This is a genomic window from Methylocystis sp. (genome assembly GCF_050246715.1).
In the GTDB taxonomy this organism is placed as follows: Bacteria; Pseudomonadota; Alphaproteobacteria; order Rhizobiales; family Beijerinckiaceae; genus Methylocystis.
This window is the reverse complement of sequence record NZ_JBFWVN010000006.1, coordinates 49,632-64,945: the sequence shown is the minus strand read 5'-3', so window position 1 is coordinate 64,945 and position 15,314 is coordinate 49,632. Positions and strand designations below refer to the sequence as shown.

The 15,314-nt window shown below is 61.2% G+C and carries 11 protein-coding genes; 6 read left to right on the top strand and 5 right to left on the bottom strand.

Features of this window, described 5'->3' with window-relative positions; genetic code table 11:
* Positions 1-55 precede the first annotated feature (55 nt).
* The 5 genes from AB7I51_RS04535 (at position 56) to AB7I51_RS04515 (ending at position 8,976) form a co-directional block, all read left to right on the top strand.
* Complete coding sequence (locus AB7I51_RS04535; protein ID WP_428402986.1) at positions 56-2,200, top strand: DNA/RNA non-specific endonuclease; 2,145 nt, start codon at positions 56-58, stop codon at positions 2,198-2,200.
* 441 nt (positions 2,201-2,641) lie between these two features.
* Entirely contained in the window at positions 2,642-3,706 is a 1,065-nt protein-coding gene (gene recA, locus AB7I51_RS04530; RefSeq protein ID WP_428402985.1) for a recombinase RecA, read from the top strand.
* A gap of 291 nt (positions 3,707-3,997) precedes the next feature.
* The gene (gene alaS, locus AB7I51_RS04525; RefSeq protein ID WP_428402984.1) at positions 3,998-6,670 is read left to right on the top strand and encodes an alanine--tRNA ligase; all 2,673 of its coding nucleotides are present in this window, start codon (positions 3,998-4,000) and stop codon (positions 6,668-6,670) included.
* On the top strand, positions 6,667-7,911 hold the full coding sequence (locus AB7I51_RS04520) for a cyclic nucleotide-gated ion channel (protein ID WP_428402983.1): 1,245 nt from the start codon (positions 6,667-6,669) through the stop codon (positions 7,909-7,911). The genes alaS and AB7I51_RS04520 overlap by 4 nt, the downstream gene beginning before the upstream one ends.
* A 258-nt stretch (positions 7,912-8,169) precedes the next feature.
* Positions 8,170-8,976, top strand: coding sequence for a hypothetical protein (locus tag AB7I51_RS04515; RefSeq protein WP_428402982.1), 807 nt, complete (start codon positions 8,170-8,172; stop codon positions 8,974-8,976).
* A gap of 96 nt (positions 8,977-9,072) precedes the next feature.
* Here the strand turns inward: AB7I51_RS04515 and AB7I51_RS04510 are convergent, their stop codons facing one another.
* The 5 genes from AB7I51_RS04510 to AB7I51_RS04490 all read right to left on the bottom strand — a co-directional run bounded on the left by AB7I51_RS04510 (position 9,073) and on the right by AB7I51_RS04490 (position 14,087).
* On the bottom strand, positions 9,073-9,474 hold the full coding sequence (locus AB7I51_RS04510; protein WP_428402981.1) for a F0F1 ATP synthase subunit epsilon: 402 nt from the start codon (positions 9,472-9,474) through the stop codon (positions 9,073-9,075).
* A 118-nt stretch (positions 9,475-9,592) separates the two neighbouring features.
* Positions 9,593-11,020 (bottom strand): F0F1 ATP synthase subunit beta, encoded by a 1,428-nt coding sequence (atpD, locus tag AB7I51_RS04505; RefSeq protein ID WP_428402980.1) that lies wholly within the window; start codon positions 11,018-11,020, stop codon positions 9,593-9,595.
* A 24-nt stretch (positions 11,021-11,044) separates the two neighbouring features.
* Positions 11,045-11,926, bottom strand: coding sequence for a F0F1 ATP synthase subunit gamma (locus AB7I51_RS04500; RefSeq protein ID WP_428402979.1), 882 nt, complete (start codon positions 11,924-11,926; stop codon positions 11,045-11,047).
* A gap of 68 nt (positions 11,927-11,994) precedes the next feature.
* Entirely contained in the window at positions 11,995-13,524 is a 1,530-nt protein-coding gene (gene atpA / locus AB7I51_RS04495; protein WP_428402978.1) for a F0F1 ATP synthase subunit alpha, read from the bottom strand.
* Complete coding sequence (locus tag AB7I51_RS04490) at positions 13,524-14,087, bottom strand: F0F1 ATP synthase subunit delta (protein WP_428402977.1); 564 nt, start codon at positions 14,085-14,087, stop codon at positions 13,524-13,526. Before AB7I51_RS04490 ends, atpA begins: the two co-directional genes overlap by 1 nt.
* Positions 14,088-14,346: 259 nt before the next feature.
* Between AB7I51_RS04490 and AB7I51_RS04485 the strand changes: the two genes are divergently transcribed.
* Positions 14,347-15,222 carry an S-methyl-5'-thioadenosine phosphorylase gene (locus AB7I51_RS04485; protein WP_428402976.1) on the top strand — a complete coding sequence of 292 codons (876 nt, stop codon included), beginning with the start codon at positions 14,347-14,349 and terminating at the stop codon, positions 15,220-15,222.
* The last annotated feature ends 92 nt before the right edge of the window (positions 15,223-15,314 follow it).

The following is a 15,314-nucleotide window of genomic DNA, read 5'->3' as shown; positions in this document are numbered from 1 at the left end:
ACACTCAGCGCGCTGTTTTATGGAATGGATCGTCAAATTTTCAGGAGCAAGAAATATGCTGATCAAGCCTTCTGTCATGGCGTCCTCCGAGCAACGCTTCAAGAAAGCCGATTTTTCGCCAGCTGAAATGGATAAAAAACTTGGCGATGGCCGGCCGATTGATATGTCGGGCGTCAAGCTCCAAGTTCGCCGACGCCAGCTTCTGGCGCAATATGACGGCGACCCGATAAGGGCGCAAATTGGCCTTGAGCGGATCATCAACGGCAATGATCTCGACAGCGTCAATTATCTGCTCAAGGGCGTCCGCGCCTCGCATGCCGTATGCCGCATACAGCTGAATGACGCCAACTCAAATCTGCTCGGCTATGCCTCCGGCTTTTTGATTGGGCCCGGCGTCCTGATCACCAATCATCATGTCTTCGGCGCCGCCCAAGACGCCGTCAACTCGATTGCCGATTTTGATTACGAACTCGATCTCGACGGCCAGGAGCGAGCGAGCGTGCATTTCGGCTTCGAGCCCGCAAAGCTCTTTTACACAAATGACAAGCTGGACTATTCCGTCGTCGCCGTCGCGCCGGTCTCGCGCAACGGCGGACGAAGCCTGTCCGATTGGGGCTGGCTGCCGCTGAACGGCGACCCCGGCAAAGGCGACCCGGGCGAATATCTCACCATCATCCAGCATCCAGGCGGGCAGACAAAGCAGATTTGCGTCCGCGAGAATAAGCTCCTCAAATATTTCGGCGACTTCGTCTGGTATATGACCGACACAACGAGCGGATCGTCAGGATCGCCCGCCTTCAATCGCTTTTGGCAGGTCGTCGCGCTTCATCACAGCGGCGTCCCGAAAAAGAACGCCAAAGGAGAAATCCTTTGCATCGACGGCACGGTCTGGAACCAGACGAGGGACGAAACGGCGATCGACTGGATCGCGAATGAAGGCGCGCGGGTCAGTTCAATTGTTGCGGACCTTAAGGCCTCCATGGGTTCGCATCCTCTCGTGAAGGCGGCGCTGGAAAGCGGAGAACGCGCGCAAGCGACGATCGAAAGGTCTGTCATGGCGCCAATCGCCGCGAAGAACGAACGCGCCGAAATGTGGATCGAGGACGACGGCGAAACAGCCTCCCTTGTCGTGCCCCTTCGTATCCCGATCGAGCTACGCAGATTGGCGGCGACCAGTCCGAAAGCGACCATTAGCCCCGTCGAGACCGGCAAAGCCGATGCGATCCCCGTCCCAGCTCTGGACGCATTGACCGTGGAGGCGGTGACAATCGATCAAACCACCTTGGGCTCGCGGCCTGGATATCAGCCGAATTTTCTGGGTTCAGGCAAATTTAGCGTGCCGCTTCCAAAAATCCCCGCTTCTCTGAAATCGGAGGTCGCGACCCTCAAGGGAAAAGCCGCGCAGTCGGAGCTGAAATATTTCAATTACAGCGTCGTTATGAACAAGCGGCGAAAGCTCGCATTTTTCAGCGTCGTCAACATCGACGCAAGCGAGCAGCAAGATGTCGGCAGGCGCATGGGCGATTCTTGGTTTTTCGATCCGCGGATCGACGCCGCATTTCAGACCGGCAATGAATTTTATGGCCGGCAATCGACATTCGAGGCCGACCGGACCGCCAATCCGTTCGATCGAGGCCATCTGGTTCGGCGGCTCGACGCGACATGGGGGAGCAGCGTCGACGAAGCGAAAGAGCACGGCAACGACTCTTTCCACTTCACCAATTGCTCGCCGCAATTCTTTTCGTTCAATCAGGGAAGGAGATTGTGGCTCGGTCTTGAGGATTACACGCGCGACACATTGCTGCGCAATCGCGAAAAGGGCATCGTCATGAATGGGCCAATATTCGACGGGCCGGACGCGGAGGGAAGCCAATTGCCCGATCCCAACGCTCCCGCGCATACGGATCCGAAGTTTGGGGGCCTCCCCATACCAAAGTATTTTTGGAAAATTCTCGTCACCAGGGAGGATGACGGACTCAAAATCCTGGCGTTCATCATGAGCCAGCGAAATTTAATTTTGAACATTGATCGCATCGAAGAAAGATTCACCGACGAGGACGTCAAAGTGTTTCAGGTGTCGGTCGCCGACATTTCGAAACTGACGCAGCTGGACTTCGGACCGTTGATGGACGCGGACAGAGAGGAAGCCGCGACGGTCGGCGCCCGTCGCATCGAGTCCTTTAGCGACATTCGAATTTAGGTTCCGCCCTGCGCCAGCGGATGGGCGATCGTCGTCGGACGGAGCACGGTCGTCGCGGGACGATGGAAAGCGAGCGCCATCGATTCCGCGAAAGCGCGGCATGACGCCGGGAACGCCGGCTGTAAGGTGGCGCGTTTCGCGAGCGCTCGAGTGGCGCGACTCCTATAGAGGCGGCGCACTCCAAAACGACCGAGGCGATATTTGACAAGGCGAGCCGGCCGATAATGCGGCTCTGCGCCTTTGCGTCCAGTGCGCCCGTTCGCCTTCTAAGGCGACGGCTCCCGCCCGTTATGAACAAAAAAGAACTTGGCAAAAAAGAACAAATCATGCACATTTGGCGTCAGGGTCAAGCGCGGCCATTCTCCCCTCGCCGCTTACGCGCTGGCGCCCTCGCAGCAATTGCCTGCGCCTACGTAACCGTGCCAGAAGGAATTTTCAGCCGTGAGCCAAGCCAACCTCCGCCTCGTGGAAGGGACGTCCGTGGACAAGACCAAGGCGCTCGACGCCGCTTTGTCGCAGATCGAGCGCGCCTTCGGCAAGGGCTCGATCATGCGGCTGGGCAAGAACCAGAAGGCCGTCGAGATCGAGACGATTTCCACCGGCTCGCTCGGGCTCGACATCGCGCTTGGCGTCGGCGGCCTGCCGCGCGGCCGGGTAGTTGAAATCTACGGGCCGGAATCCTCCGGCAAGACCACCCTCACTCTCCATGTCATCGCCGAGGCGCAGAAGGCGGGCGGCGTCTGCGCTTTCGTCGACGCCGAACATGCGCTCGATCCGGTCTACGCCCGCAAGCTCGGCGTCAATCTCGAGGAATTGCTGATCTCCCAGCCCGACACCGGCGAGCAGGCGTTAGAGATCACCGATACGCTGGTGCGCTCCGGCGCCGTCGACGTGCTCGTCGTCGATTCGGTGGCGGCGCTGACGCCCCGCGCGGAAATCGAGGGCGAGATGGGCGAGGTGCAGCCCGGCCTGCAAGCGCGGCTGATGAGCCAGGCGCTGCGCAAGCTCACCGCCTCGATCGCCCGCTCCAACACGCTCGTCATCTTCATCAATCAGATCCGCATGAAGATCGGCGTGATGTATGGCTCGCCCGAAACGACCACCGGCGGCAATGCGCTGAAATTCTACGCCTCGGTGCGGCTCGACATCCGCCGCATCGGCGCGATCAAGGAGCGCGACGAGACGATCGGCAACCAGACCCGCGTCAAAGTGGTCAAGAACAAGGTCGCGCCGCCGTTCAAACAGGTGGAATTCGACATCATGTATGGCGAAGGCGTCTCCAAGATGGGCGAATTGATCGATCTTGGCGTCAAGGCCGGGGTCGTCGAGAAATCCGGCGCCTGGTTCTCCTATGACAGCCAGAGGCTCGGCCAGGGCCGCGAGAACGCCAAGACTTATCTGAAGCAGCATCCCGAAGCGGCGCAGCGCATCGAACAGGCGATCCGCGAAAACGCCGGGCTGATCGCCGAACGCATTCTCGAAGCGGCGCAGGACGACGAGGAATAGGCCTCGTCGCCGACTCTCGGCCGAATCTCGCCTGACCGCGGCTTCGGGTATGTCGCGACCAACGACCGCCGCGCGCCGATCGTTCGGCGCGTTTCCCGCCATTGCCGTTTGCCGCCGAAACTGTCATATCGCGCACGCGCGAAGGCGCCGCCTGCCGCAGCCTTCGCCGCAACCTCGGACCGCCGCCTGTTTCGTTGAAACGAAAAGCCGCTCCAGGTTATTGTTTTAAACGCCTCTCCCGCATCGGCGCCGCCGCTTCGCGAAAGGGGCGCATTCGCGAGCCGTGACCGCATGAGTGGCGTCAACCAGATACGAACCGCCTTTCTCGATTTTTTCGCGCGCAATGGGCACGAGAAAGTCGCGTCGTCGCCGCTCGTGCCGCACAACGACCCGACATTGATGTTCACCAACGCCGGCATGGTGCAATTCAAGAATGTCTTCACCGGCGTCGAAAAGCGCGCCTATGCGCGCGCCGCCTCGGCGCAGAAATGCATGCGCGCCGGCGGCAAGCACAACGACCTCGACAATGTCGGCTATACGGCGCGGCATCTGACCTTCTTCGAGATGCTCGGCAATTTCTCCTTCGGCGATTATTTCAAGGAAGGCGCCATCGAACTCGCCTGGACCCTGGTCGCCCGCGAACTCGGCCTGCCGCGCGAAAGACTGCTCGTGACCGTCTATCATGACGACGACGAGGCCTATGATCTGTGGAAGAAAATCGCCGGCTTCTCCGACGACCGCATCATCCGCATTCCGACATCCGACAATTTCTGGAGCATGGGCGACGTCGGCCCCTGCGGCCCCTGTTCGGAAATCTTCTACGACCAGGGCGAGGGCGTCGCGGGCGGCCCGCCCGGCAGTCCCGAGGAAGACGGTGACCGATTCCTCGAATTCTGGAATCTCGTCTTCATGCAATATGAGCAGATCGCGCCTGGCGAGCGCGCGCCGCTGCCGCGGCCGTCGATCGACACCGGCATGGGGCTGGAGCGCATCGCCGCGCTGCTGCAGGGCGTCCATTCGGTCTTCGACGTGGACCTGTTTCGCGCGCTGACCGGCGCCGTCGCCGATTTCACCGGCGCGCCGGTCGACGGCCCGCAGGGCGCGAGCCACCGCGTCATCGCCGATCATCTGCGCGCCTCGGCCTTCCTCGTCGCCGACGGCGTGACGCCGTCCAACGAAGGCCGCGGCTATGTGCTGCGCCGAATCATGCGCCGCGCCATGCGCCATGCGCAGCTCCTCGGCGCGAAAGACCCGCTGATGTGGAAGCTCGCGCCGACGCTCGTCGCGGAGATGGCCCAAGCCTATCCCGAGCTGGTGCGGGCCCAGGCGCTCATCGCCGACACGCTGCTCACCGAAGAGACGCGCTTTCGCGCGACGCTCGCGCGCGGCCTCGCGATCCTCGACGAAGAGACGGCGGCGCTCGGCCGGGGCGACAAGTTCTCCGGCGAAACCGCATTCAAGCTCTATGACACTTACGGCTTTCCGCTCGATCTCACCGAGGACGCGCTGCGCCCGCGCGGCATCTCGGTCGACAAGGAGAGTTTCAACGCGGCGATGGAGCGCCAGCGCGAAGAAGCGCGCAAGGCCTGGGCCGGCTCCGGCGAGACCGCGACCGAGGCGCTGTGGTTCGCCTTGAAGGAGCGTCTCGGCGCGACGGAATTTCTCGGCTATGAAACCGAGAAGAGCGAAGGCGTCGTCACCGCCATTCTTCACGACGGCGCCGAGGCCTTCTCGCTCAAGAAAGGCGGGCGCGGCGCGATCCTGCTCAATCAGACGCCGTTCTATGGCGAATCGGGCGGACAGGTCGGCGACGTCGGCGCGATGCGCGCCCGCGGCGTGCGTTTTCGCGTCGAGAACACGCTGAAAAAGCTCGGCGACCTCATCGTCCACGAAGGCGTCGTCGAAGAAGGCGAAATCGCGCCGGGCATGGCGCTCGAACTCGACGTCGATCACGAGCGGCGCAAACAGTCTCGCGCCAATCATTCGGCGACGCATATTCTGCACGAGGCGCTGCGCCAGGTGCTCGGCGAGCATGTTGCGCAGAAAGGTTCGCTCGTCGCGCCCGACAGGTTGCGCTTCGACTTCACCCACCCAAAACCCCTCACTGAAGAGGAGCTGGCGCGGGTCGAAACGCTGGCCAATGAGATCGTTCAGGACAATGCGCCGGTCGAGACCCGGGTGATGGCCCAGGACGACGCCATCCACTCCGGCGCGCGCGCGCTCTTTGGCGAGAAATATGGCGACGAGGTGCGCGTCGTCTCGATGGGCCGGCCGGACGCCGGCGTCGCGCATCCCTTCTCGGTCGAACTCTGCGGCGGCACCCATGTTGCCCGCACCGGCGACATCGGCCTCATCGCGATTGTCGGCGAAGGCGCGGTGGCGTCCGGCGTGCGCCGCATCGAGGCGCGCACGGCAGAGGGCGCGCGCAGCCAGCTCGTCTCGCAGTCGCGCGCGCTGCGCGACATGGCGGCGCTGATGCGCGCGCCTGTCGAAGAAGCGCCGACGCGGCTCGCGAGCCTGCTCGACGAACGCAAGAAACTCGAGCGCGAACTCGCCGACGCCAAGCGCAAACTCGCGATGGGCGGCGGCGCTGGCGACGGCGCCGCGGAAAAGCCGCGCGACATTGGCGGCGTTAAGCTTCTCGCGCGCGCGGTCGAAGGCATCGAGGCGAAAGACTTGAAGTCGATGGTCGACGACGCCAAGAAGGCGATCGGCTCGGGAGTCGTCGCCATCGCCAGCGCCTCGCCCGACGGCAAGGCCGGCATTGTCGTCGGCGTCACCGACGATCTCACCGAAAAATACAGCGCCGTGGATTTCGTTCGCGTCGCCAGCGTCAAGCTCGGCGGCAAGGGCGGCGGCGGCCGACCCGATCTTGCGCAGGCGGGCGGCCCCGACGCCACCGCCATCGATCAGGCGCTCGCCTCCGTCGAGGACGCGCTGCGCGGAAAAGCGACGGCGCCATGAAGGAACCGGACCGGCGGCGCGGTCTGGCTTTGTGGCGGCGCCGCGTACATGTCGTCCTCGACGGCGGCAGCCATGATCATGTGGCGCGAGTCATTCATCGTGTGCTGATCGGGCTCATCCTGCTGTCAGTCATTTCGGTCATTTTTGAATCGGTGCCCGAATATGGCGACCGTTTTGCTGTCGTCTTCGACGCGATCGAATATGTCGCGGTCGCCGCCTTCACGCTCGAATACATTTTGCGCGTCTGGTGCGCGCCCGAACATGCGCTTTACGCAGATCGCTCGCCGATGGCGGCGCGCCTCGCCTTTATCAAGTCTGGCTGGGCGCTGATCGACCTGGTCGCCTTTCTGCCCTTCTATCTGTCGTTCTATTTTTCCACTGAGCTTCGCGTGTTTTTGATGCTGCGCCTTCTGCGGTTCTTCAAATTCGCGCGCTATTCTCCCGGCATCCGCACATTGCTTGCGGTGATCGAGGCGGAACGCAAGGCGCTTCTCGCCTGGCTGATCCTTCTCTTTGGCGCGGTGCTCTTCTATTCGACGGCGATGCATCTTGCCGAGCATGATGCGCAGCCCGAAAAATTCGGCACCATTCCCGACGCCATGTGGTGGGCGCTCGAAACAGTGACGACCGTAGGCTATGGCGAAGTGACTCCGCTCACGGTGATCGGCAAGCTCATCGCCTCTTTCGCCATGGTGACGGGATTCCTGCTGTTGGGTCTGCCGGTAGGCATCCTCGCCACTGCTTTCGCAGAAGAGATTCACCGCCGCGAATTCGTCGTCACGTGGACGATGGTCGCAAGCGTGCCGCTGTTTCGCGGCCTCGACGCGGCGGGGATCGCCGAAATCATGCGCTACCTTCGGGCGCAGTCCATCCCGCGCGGCGCAGTGATTGTGCGCAAGGGAGATCCTGCCCATTCAATGTATTTCATTGCCGAAGGCCAGGTCGAAGTCGAATTGGCGCATGACAATGTCAGGCTCGGCGAAGGGCAGTTTTTTGGCGAAATGGCCGTGCTGCGAAAGACGTTGCGCACTGCCGACGTGAGGGCGACCGCCCGCACAAAGCTTCTCATCCTCGACGCCTATGATCTGCAGACGCTGATGAAGCGAAATCCGGAAGTTGGAGAAGCAATCCGCGAAGTTATGCGATCGCGATCCGAACTCGCGACCACAGAACGGCGCGGCGACATCATCGAAGAGGAGCTCGCGGAGCAGGCGCCGTCCGAAGAGGTGGACGAGGCATAGATTGCTCTGCATTCGGACGTTTCGCAATCGGCGCCGCCATCATCGCTTATTTTACGAGCTGGAACGGTTCAACTCAGTTTGAGGCGCGAGCGCGCGGCGGAGAGTTGAGAGTTTTTCCAAATTGCAGACAAAGCTGTTGTTTTTTATGGAGATTGACGGAATATTTGAAACCCTATCGCTACACATAAAGCAGAGCCGATTTAATCCTTGGAACTATCGGCGAATCTCCTGCTTTAGCGCTTTCACTGGGGTTAATGAATGGCCGGCGTCATGGGAAATTTATATGGTTTTAATGATCTGATCATTGTTTGCGTCGTTTGGATTTTTTATATTATTTCTGGCTTTATTTTTTTCTATCCACTCAAACTATTGTTTGATAGAATTGGCATGCATGGCAATTCTTTTTTTAGCGTAACGATCATTGGGACGACGCTCTCCCTCAATGCAGTTCTCCTTATTTTCGTTTTGATACAATCCATTTCGACTGTCAAAAATATTAAGGAAATCACAAATAATGAATTGCGTTCGCTCTATGCGATCCAGAAGGCGATTGTTCCTTTGTCCTCCCAAGGAACTGATCAAATCAAGCCTCAGTTCCAAGAGTATTTGAACTCAGTAATCTCCCGAGAGTGGCAGTACATGTCTACAAATGAGATTGATGAGAAAACAGAGCAACTCTTCGACGACTTCCTTGACTCGTTACTCAAATTCACCCCGCAGAATCTTTTAGAGAAAAAGATAAAAGAGGAATTGCTACCGTTGACGAAAGAGGCGGCTTCTGCGCGGTATCTCAGAATTAAGAACAGAGGCACGCAATTGCCGGCCGTATTTTTTATTGCAGTATTGCTGCTTGAATTTCTCTTTGTTCTTCATTTCGCGTTGCTCACCAAAAGAGACGCATTCTCCCAATGCGCCCTGATAATTTATCAATCCAGCTTGGGCATTCTACTTGGCTTGATCGTTATTTATGACTATCCGTTTCAAGGTGAGAGCGGCATTCCCCCCACAGAATTCATGCATCTGCTTGAGCAGATAGATAATTTTTATGGAGGGAAGTACCGCTGAAGACACCCTCTGAACGCTTTCACGCTGATTTTTGCAAAACCGCCACGGCGCCGACGTATTGCGCTTTATTTACTTCGGCCGAGGACTTCCCGTTAATCAGCCGCCGATCGCTGTGCGCAATTCCTGCAACTGAGCGAGCTTGTCGGACGCCGCGAGGCGTGCGTCATCGGATTTGGCGTCGGCGATGTCCTCGCGCGCGTCCTGGATATCGGCGTCAACTTTGGCCACGTCGATTTCGGCCAGCGGAATCGCCTGTTCGGCAAGGATAGTGAAGCCGGACGCGCTCACGTCTGCGAATCCGCCGCGCACGAAAAGCTTCTCGACCTTGCCGTCGCCGCCGGCGACCGTCACCACGCCCGCCTTCAGCGTGGTCATCACCGGCGCATGATCCTTGAGCACGGTGAACTGGCCGTCGGCGCCCGGCGCGACGACCGATTCGACTTCGCCGGAGAAGAGATGCTTCTCGGGAGAGACGAGTTCGAAGTGGAATGCGGCCATGACTTTCTCCGACGGCGCTCTGCGTTCCAGCCCGTCATGGCCGGGCTCGACCCGGCCATCCACGAAAACCGATCAGCGCATGGCCGGAACAAGTCCGGCCATGACGCTTCGTAAAAAGTTAAGCCGCTTCCTTGGCGAGCTTGGCGGCCTTTTCGACCGCCTCGTCGATCGAGCCGACCATGTAGAAAGCCGCCTCGGGAAGATGGTCATATTCGCCTTCGACGAGGCCCTTGAAGCCCTTGATCGTGTCGGCAAGCGCGACGAGCTTGCCGGGCGAACCGGTGAACACTTCCGCGACATGGAAGGGCTGCGACAGGAAGCGCTCGATCTTGCGGGCGCGGGCGACGACGAGCTTGTCCTCTTCCGAGAGCTCGTCCATGCCGAGAATCGCGATGATGTCCTGCAGCGACTTATAGCGCTGCAGCGTCGACTGCACCTTGCGCGCGACGTCATAATGCTCTTCGCCGACGATCGCCGGCGACAGCATGCGCGAGGTCGAATCGAGCGGATCGACCGCCGGATAGATGCCCTTCTCCGCGATCGAACGCGACAGCACGGTCGTGGCGTCGAGATGCGCGAAGGAGGTGGCGGGCGCCGGGTCGGTCAAATCGTCGGCGGGGACGTAAATCGCCTGCACCGAGGTGATCGAGCCCTTGGTCGTCGTGGTGATGCGCTCCTGTAGCGCGCCCATGTCGGTCGCGAGCGTCGGCTGATAACCCACCGCCGAGGGAATGCGGCCCAAGAGCGCCGACACTTCCGAACCCGCCTGAGTGAAGCGGAAGATGTTGTCGACGAAGAACAGCACGTCCATGCCGCGGTCGCGGAAATCTTCGGCGACGGTGAGGCCGGAGAGCGCGACGCGCATGCGCGCGCCCGGCGGCTCGTTCATCTGTCCGTAGACCAGCGCGCATTTCGAACCTTCGCCGCCGCCCTTCTTGTTGACGCCGCCCTCGATCATCTCGTGATAGAGGTCATTGCCTTCGCGGGTGCGCTCGCCGACGCCGGCGAAGACGGAGTAGCCGCCATGCGCTTTGGCGATGTTGTTGATCAGCTCCATGATCAGCACGGTCTTGCCGACGCCCGCGCCGCCGAAGAGGCCGATCTTGCCACCCTTGGCGTAGGGCGCGAGGAGATCGACGACCTTGATGCCGGTCTCGAGAATCTGCGCTTCGGTCGCCTGCTCCGAATAGGAGGGCGCCGGCTGATGGATCGCGCGGGTCTTGCCGGTGTTGAGCGGACCGGCTTCGTCGACCGGCTCGCCGATGACATTGATGATGCGGCCGAGCGTCTCGTCGCCGACCGGAACCGAGATCGGCGCGCCGGTGTCAGTCACTTCCTGACCGCGAACGAGGCCTTCAGACGAGTCCATGGCGATGGTGCGAACAGAATTTTCGCCCAGATGCTGCGCCACTTCGAGCACGAGGCGGTTGCCTTGGTTCGTCGTCTCGAGCGCGTTCAGAATTTCAGGCAGATGCCCGTCGAACTGCACGTCGACGACGGCGCCGATGACTTGGGTGATGCGCCCGCTGGGCTTGTTGGCGGCCATGTTTCGTCCTCGTCCTAAAATGCGTCAGAGCGCCTCGGCGCCCGAGATGATTTCGATGAGCTCCTTGGTGATCATCGCCTGCCGAGACCGGTTGTAGAGGGTCGTCTGCTTGCGGATCATTTCGCCGGCGTTGCGCGTGGCGTTGTCCATCGCGCTCATGCGCGCGCCTTGCTCGGAGGCGGCGTTTTCGAGCAGCGCGCGGAACACCTGCACCGAAATATTGCGCGGCAGCAGCGTCGAGAGAATTTCGTCCTGCCCCGGCTCATATTCATAGCACGGCTGCGGACCTTCGATGGCCGGCGCATTTTCGTTCGAGGGAATCTGCGCCGGAATGATCTGCTGCGCGGTCGGGATTTGCGCGATCACCGATTTGAAACGCGAGAAGAACAGCGTCGCCACGTCGAAGCCGCCCTCGTCGAACATGCGGATGATCTTCTTGCCGATCTCATCGGCGTTGTCGAAGCCGATCTGCTTGACGCCGCGCAGCTCGATCAGCTCGATGATGTGGCGCTCATACTGACGGCGGAGCTGCTCAAACCCCTTTTTGCCGACACAGAGGATTTTGACGGTCTTGCCCTGATCCTGAAGCCGCGTGATGTGCTCGCGAGCGAGACGCACGATCGAAGAATTGAAAGCCCCGCAGAGGCCACGCTCGGCGGTGGCGACGATCAAAAGATGCGTATCGTCCTTGCCGTTGCCGGCCAGAAGCTGAGGCCCGCCCGCCGTCACGCCGGAAGCGAGATTGGCGAGCACCGACTCCATGCGCTCGGCATAGGGACGCGCCGCCTCCGCCGCCGACTGGGCGCGCCGCAGCTTTGCGGCGGCGACCATCTGCATGGCCTTGGTGATCTTCTGCGTCGCCTTGACGGAGGAGATGCGGTTTCGAAGATCCTTTAGCGAGGGCATATCGTTTTGCCTGTCTCGTATCAGCGATGCCCGTCATGGCCGGGCTTGTCTGGCCATGACGACGCTCGTTAAGCGAAGGACTTCGCGAAAGTTTCGACGACGTTCTTGAGCTTGCCCGCCGTTTCGTCGGTCAAGTCCTTCGTTGTGCGGATGCTTTCCAGAATGTCGCCATGCTGCGAGCGCAGCACCGCAAGCAGCCCGTCCTCGAAAGCGCGCACGCGATTGACCGGCAGCGGATCGAGATAGCCGTTGACGCCGGCGTAGATCACGCAGGTCTGCTCTTCCATCTTCAAGGGCGAGAACTGCGGTTGCTTCAACAGTTCGGTGAGGCGCGCGCCGCGATTGAGGAGGCGCTGAGTCACCGCGTCGAGGTCCGAGCCGAACTGCGCGAAGGCCGCCATTTCGCGATATTGCGCGAGTTCGCCCTTGATCTTGCCGGCGACCTTCTTGGTCGCCTTGGTCTGCGCCGACGAGCCGACGCGCGACACCGACAGGCCGACGTTCACCGCGGGACGAATGCCCTGGTAGAAGAGATCGGTCTCAAGGAAGATCTGGCCGTCGGTGATCGAGATCACGTTGGTCGGAATATAGGCCGACACGTCATTCGCCTGAGTCTCGATGACCGGCAGCGCGGTCAGCGAGCCGGCGCCGCGATCGTCGGAAAGCTTTGCGGCGCGCTCGAGCAGGCGCGAATGCAGATAGAAGACGTCGCCCGGATAGGCTTCGCGGCCCGGCGGGCGGCGCAGCAGCAGCGACATCTGACGATAGGCGACGGCCTGCTTCGACAGATCGTCATAGATGATGACCGCGTGCATGCCATTGTCGCGGAAATATTCGCCCATCGCGCAGCCTGAGAAGGGCGCGAGGAACTGCATCGGCGCCGGATCGGAGGCCGTCGCGGCGACGACGATCGAATAGTCGAGCGCGCCGCGCTCTTCGAGCACCTTCACGAATTGCGCCACGGTCGAGCGCTTCTGGCCGATGGCGACATAGACGCAGTAGAGCTTCGCCTTCTCGTCGTCGCCGTCGTTCAGGGACTTCTGGTTGAGGATGGTGTCGAGCGCGATCGCGGTCTTGCCGGTCTGGCGGTCGCCGATGATGAGTTCGCGCTGGCCGCGGCCGATCGGGATCAGCGCGTCGACGGCCTTGAGGCCGGTCGCCATCGGCTCATGCACCGATTTGCGCGGAATGATGCCGGGCGCCTTCACGTCGACGCGGGCGCGGGTCGCGGTCTTGATCGGGCCTTTGCCGTCGATCGGATTGCCGAGCGCGTCGACGACGCGGCCCAAAAGCTCCTTGCCGACGGGCACGTCGACGATGGCGCCGGTGCGCTTGACCGTCTGGCCTTCCTTAATGTCGCGGTCGGAGCCGAAAATCACGATGCCGACATTGTCGGTTTCGAGATTGAGGGCCATGCCGCGCACGCCGTTCTCGAATTCGACCGTCTCGCCGGCCTGGACATTGTCCAGCCCGTAGACGCGGGCGATGCCGTCGCCGACCGAGAGAACCTGGCCGACCTCGGTGACCTCGGCCTCGGCGCCAAAGTTGGCGATCTCATTCTTGAGGATCGCGGAAATTTCTGCGGCGCGGATATCCATCAGCCGACCTCTTTCATGCGTGTGCGGATTGAATTGAGCTTGGTGCGAACGGAAGCGTCGACCATGCGCGAACCGAGTTTGACGACGAGCCCGCCGATGATCGACGGATCAGTCTTGACGTTGAGATCGACGGTCTTTCCGCCGGTGACGCCGGCGAGCGCCTCGCGCAGAGCCGCTTCATGATCGGGCTTCAGCGGCCCGGCGACCGTGACGTCGGCGCGCACCAGCCCCTTCGCCTTGTCGTTGAGTTGGCGGTAGGCGGCGATCATGTCGGAGATGACGAAGAGACGACGCTTGGCGGCGACGAGGCGGATGAAATTGGCGGCGATGCCGGAAATCTGCGCCTTGTCGAGAACCGCGTCGAGCGCCTTGATCTGCTCCTTCGCGGAGAACACCGGGCTTTTCACCAGACGCTTCAGATCGTCGCTGCCGTCAATTAAAGCCTCAAACTTGTCGAGAGCGGCGGCGACGTCATCGGCGGCGTGTTTTTCCGTCGCCAAATCGTAAAGTGCGGAGGCGTAGCGACCTGCGACGCCCGATAAGGAATCTTCGGCTTGAGCCACCTGGTTCGCTCGTCAATCTACATCGTCTGGAGACGCCGCCCGCAGTGCAAATCGCGCGGTCGCGACGATAAGCGGTTAGCCTCAAACGACGGATGCTGTAGGAAAAGGAACGAGGGCCGCTGCGCCCCAGCTCCAAGGCGAGCGTCCCCTAACACAGGCGTTTTGGGGGCGCAACCCTGTCACAATGCCGCGATTTTCGGCGCCGGCGCTCGCCGGATAAGAAAGAACCGGGCAACAGCAAAGCGAGGAGACTACATCCATGACCAAAGCGGTCGTCGGAATTATCGGCGGGTCAGGCGTTTATGACTTGCCGGGATTGACCAATATTCGCCGCGAGCGCGTTACGGCGCCCTGGGGCGATCCTTCCGACGAGCTTTGCTTCGGCCAAATGGGCGCGACGCAGGCGGTCTTTTTGCCGCGGCACGGGCGGGGCCATCGGCTCTCGCCCTCGACGATCAATTACCGGGCCAATATCGACGCCATGAAGCGGGCCGGCGTCACTGATCTGATTTCGGTCTCGGCCTGCGGCTCCTTCAAGGCGGAGCTTTTTCCGGGTCTCTTCGTCCTCGTCGATCAATTCGTCGATCGCACCTTCGGGCGGCAATCCTCATTTTTCGGCAATGGCTGCGTCGCCCATGTATCGATGGCGCATCCGATCGCGCCGCTGCTGTCCGCGCGCATCGCCGCGGCGGCCAAGGCCGAAAACATCGCTCACGTCACCAGCGGAACCTATGTCTGCATGGAAGGTCCGCAGTTCTCGTCCTATGCCGAATCGCTCACCTATAAGGCGGCCGGCTATGACGTGATCGGCATGACGGCGATGCCGGAAGCCAAGCTCGCGCGCGAAGCCGAGATCTCTTACGCCACCGTCGCCATGGTGACGGACTTCGACTGCTGGCATCCAGATCACGACAATGTCGACATCACCGCGGTGATCGCGGTCGTTCAGAAGAATTCTTCGACGGTCGCGCGTCTCCTGACGCGGATTCTGGCGGAGTTTCCGGGCGAGCACGAGCCCTGCCCGGTCGGCTCCGACCGGGCGCTCGACAACGCCATCCTCACCGCGCCCGACGCGCGCGATCCTGAGTTGCTGAAGAAGCTCGATGCGGTGATGAAGCGGGTGAACGGCGGCTGATCGGAACGAGACGCGCCGCGCTCGCCCCGATCATGCGCTTGTTTTGGTCAGAGCCCGGGCTCGCCCAGAATATGCAGGAGGCGGACGATAGT

What these genes read in the sequence shown, in the direction of transcription:
- AB7I51_RS04520 (WP_428402983.1), top strand. Translation starts at nt 6,667, where the DNA reads ATGAAGGAACCGGACCGGCGGCGCGGTCTGGCTTTGTGGCGGCGCCGC.
- AB7I51_RS04500 (WP_428402979.1), bottom strand. Translation starts at nt 11,926, where the DNA reads ATGCCCTCGCTAAAGGATCTTCGAAACCGCATCTCCTCCGTCAAGGCG.
- AB7I51_RS04485 (WP_428402976.1), top strand. Translation starts at nt 14,347, where the DNA reads ATGACCAAAGCGGTCGTCGGAATTATCGGCGGGTCAGGCGTTTATGAC.
- AB7I51_RS04515 (WP_428402982.1), top strand. Translation starts at nt 8,170, where the DNA reads ATGGCCGGCGTCATGGGAAATTTATATGGTTTTAATGATCTGATCATT.
- alaS (WP_428402984.1), top strand. Translation starts at nt 3,998, where the DNA reads ATGAGTGGCGTCAACCAGATACGAACCGCCTTTCTCGATTTTTTCGCG.
- AB7I51_RS04510 (WP_428402981.1), bottom strand. Translation starts at nt 9,474, where the DNA reads ATGGCCGCATTCCACTTCGAACTCGTCTCTCCCGAGAAGCATCTCTTC.
- atpD (WP_428402980.1), bottom strand. Translation starts at nt 11,020, where the DNA reads ATGGCCGCCAACAAGCCCAGCGGGCGCATCACCCAAGTCATCGGCGCC.
- AB7I51_RS04535 (WP_428402986.1), top strand. Translation starts at nt 56, where the DNA reads ATGCTGATCAAGCCTTCTGTCATGGCGTCCTCCGAGCAACGCTTCAAG.
- atpA (WP_428402978.1), bottom strand. Translation starts at nt 13,524, where the DNA reads ATGGATATCCGCGCCGCAGAAATTTCCGCGATCCTCAAGAATGAGATC.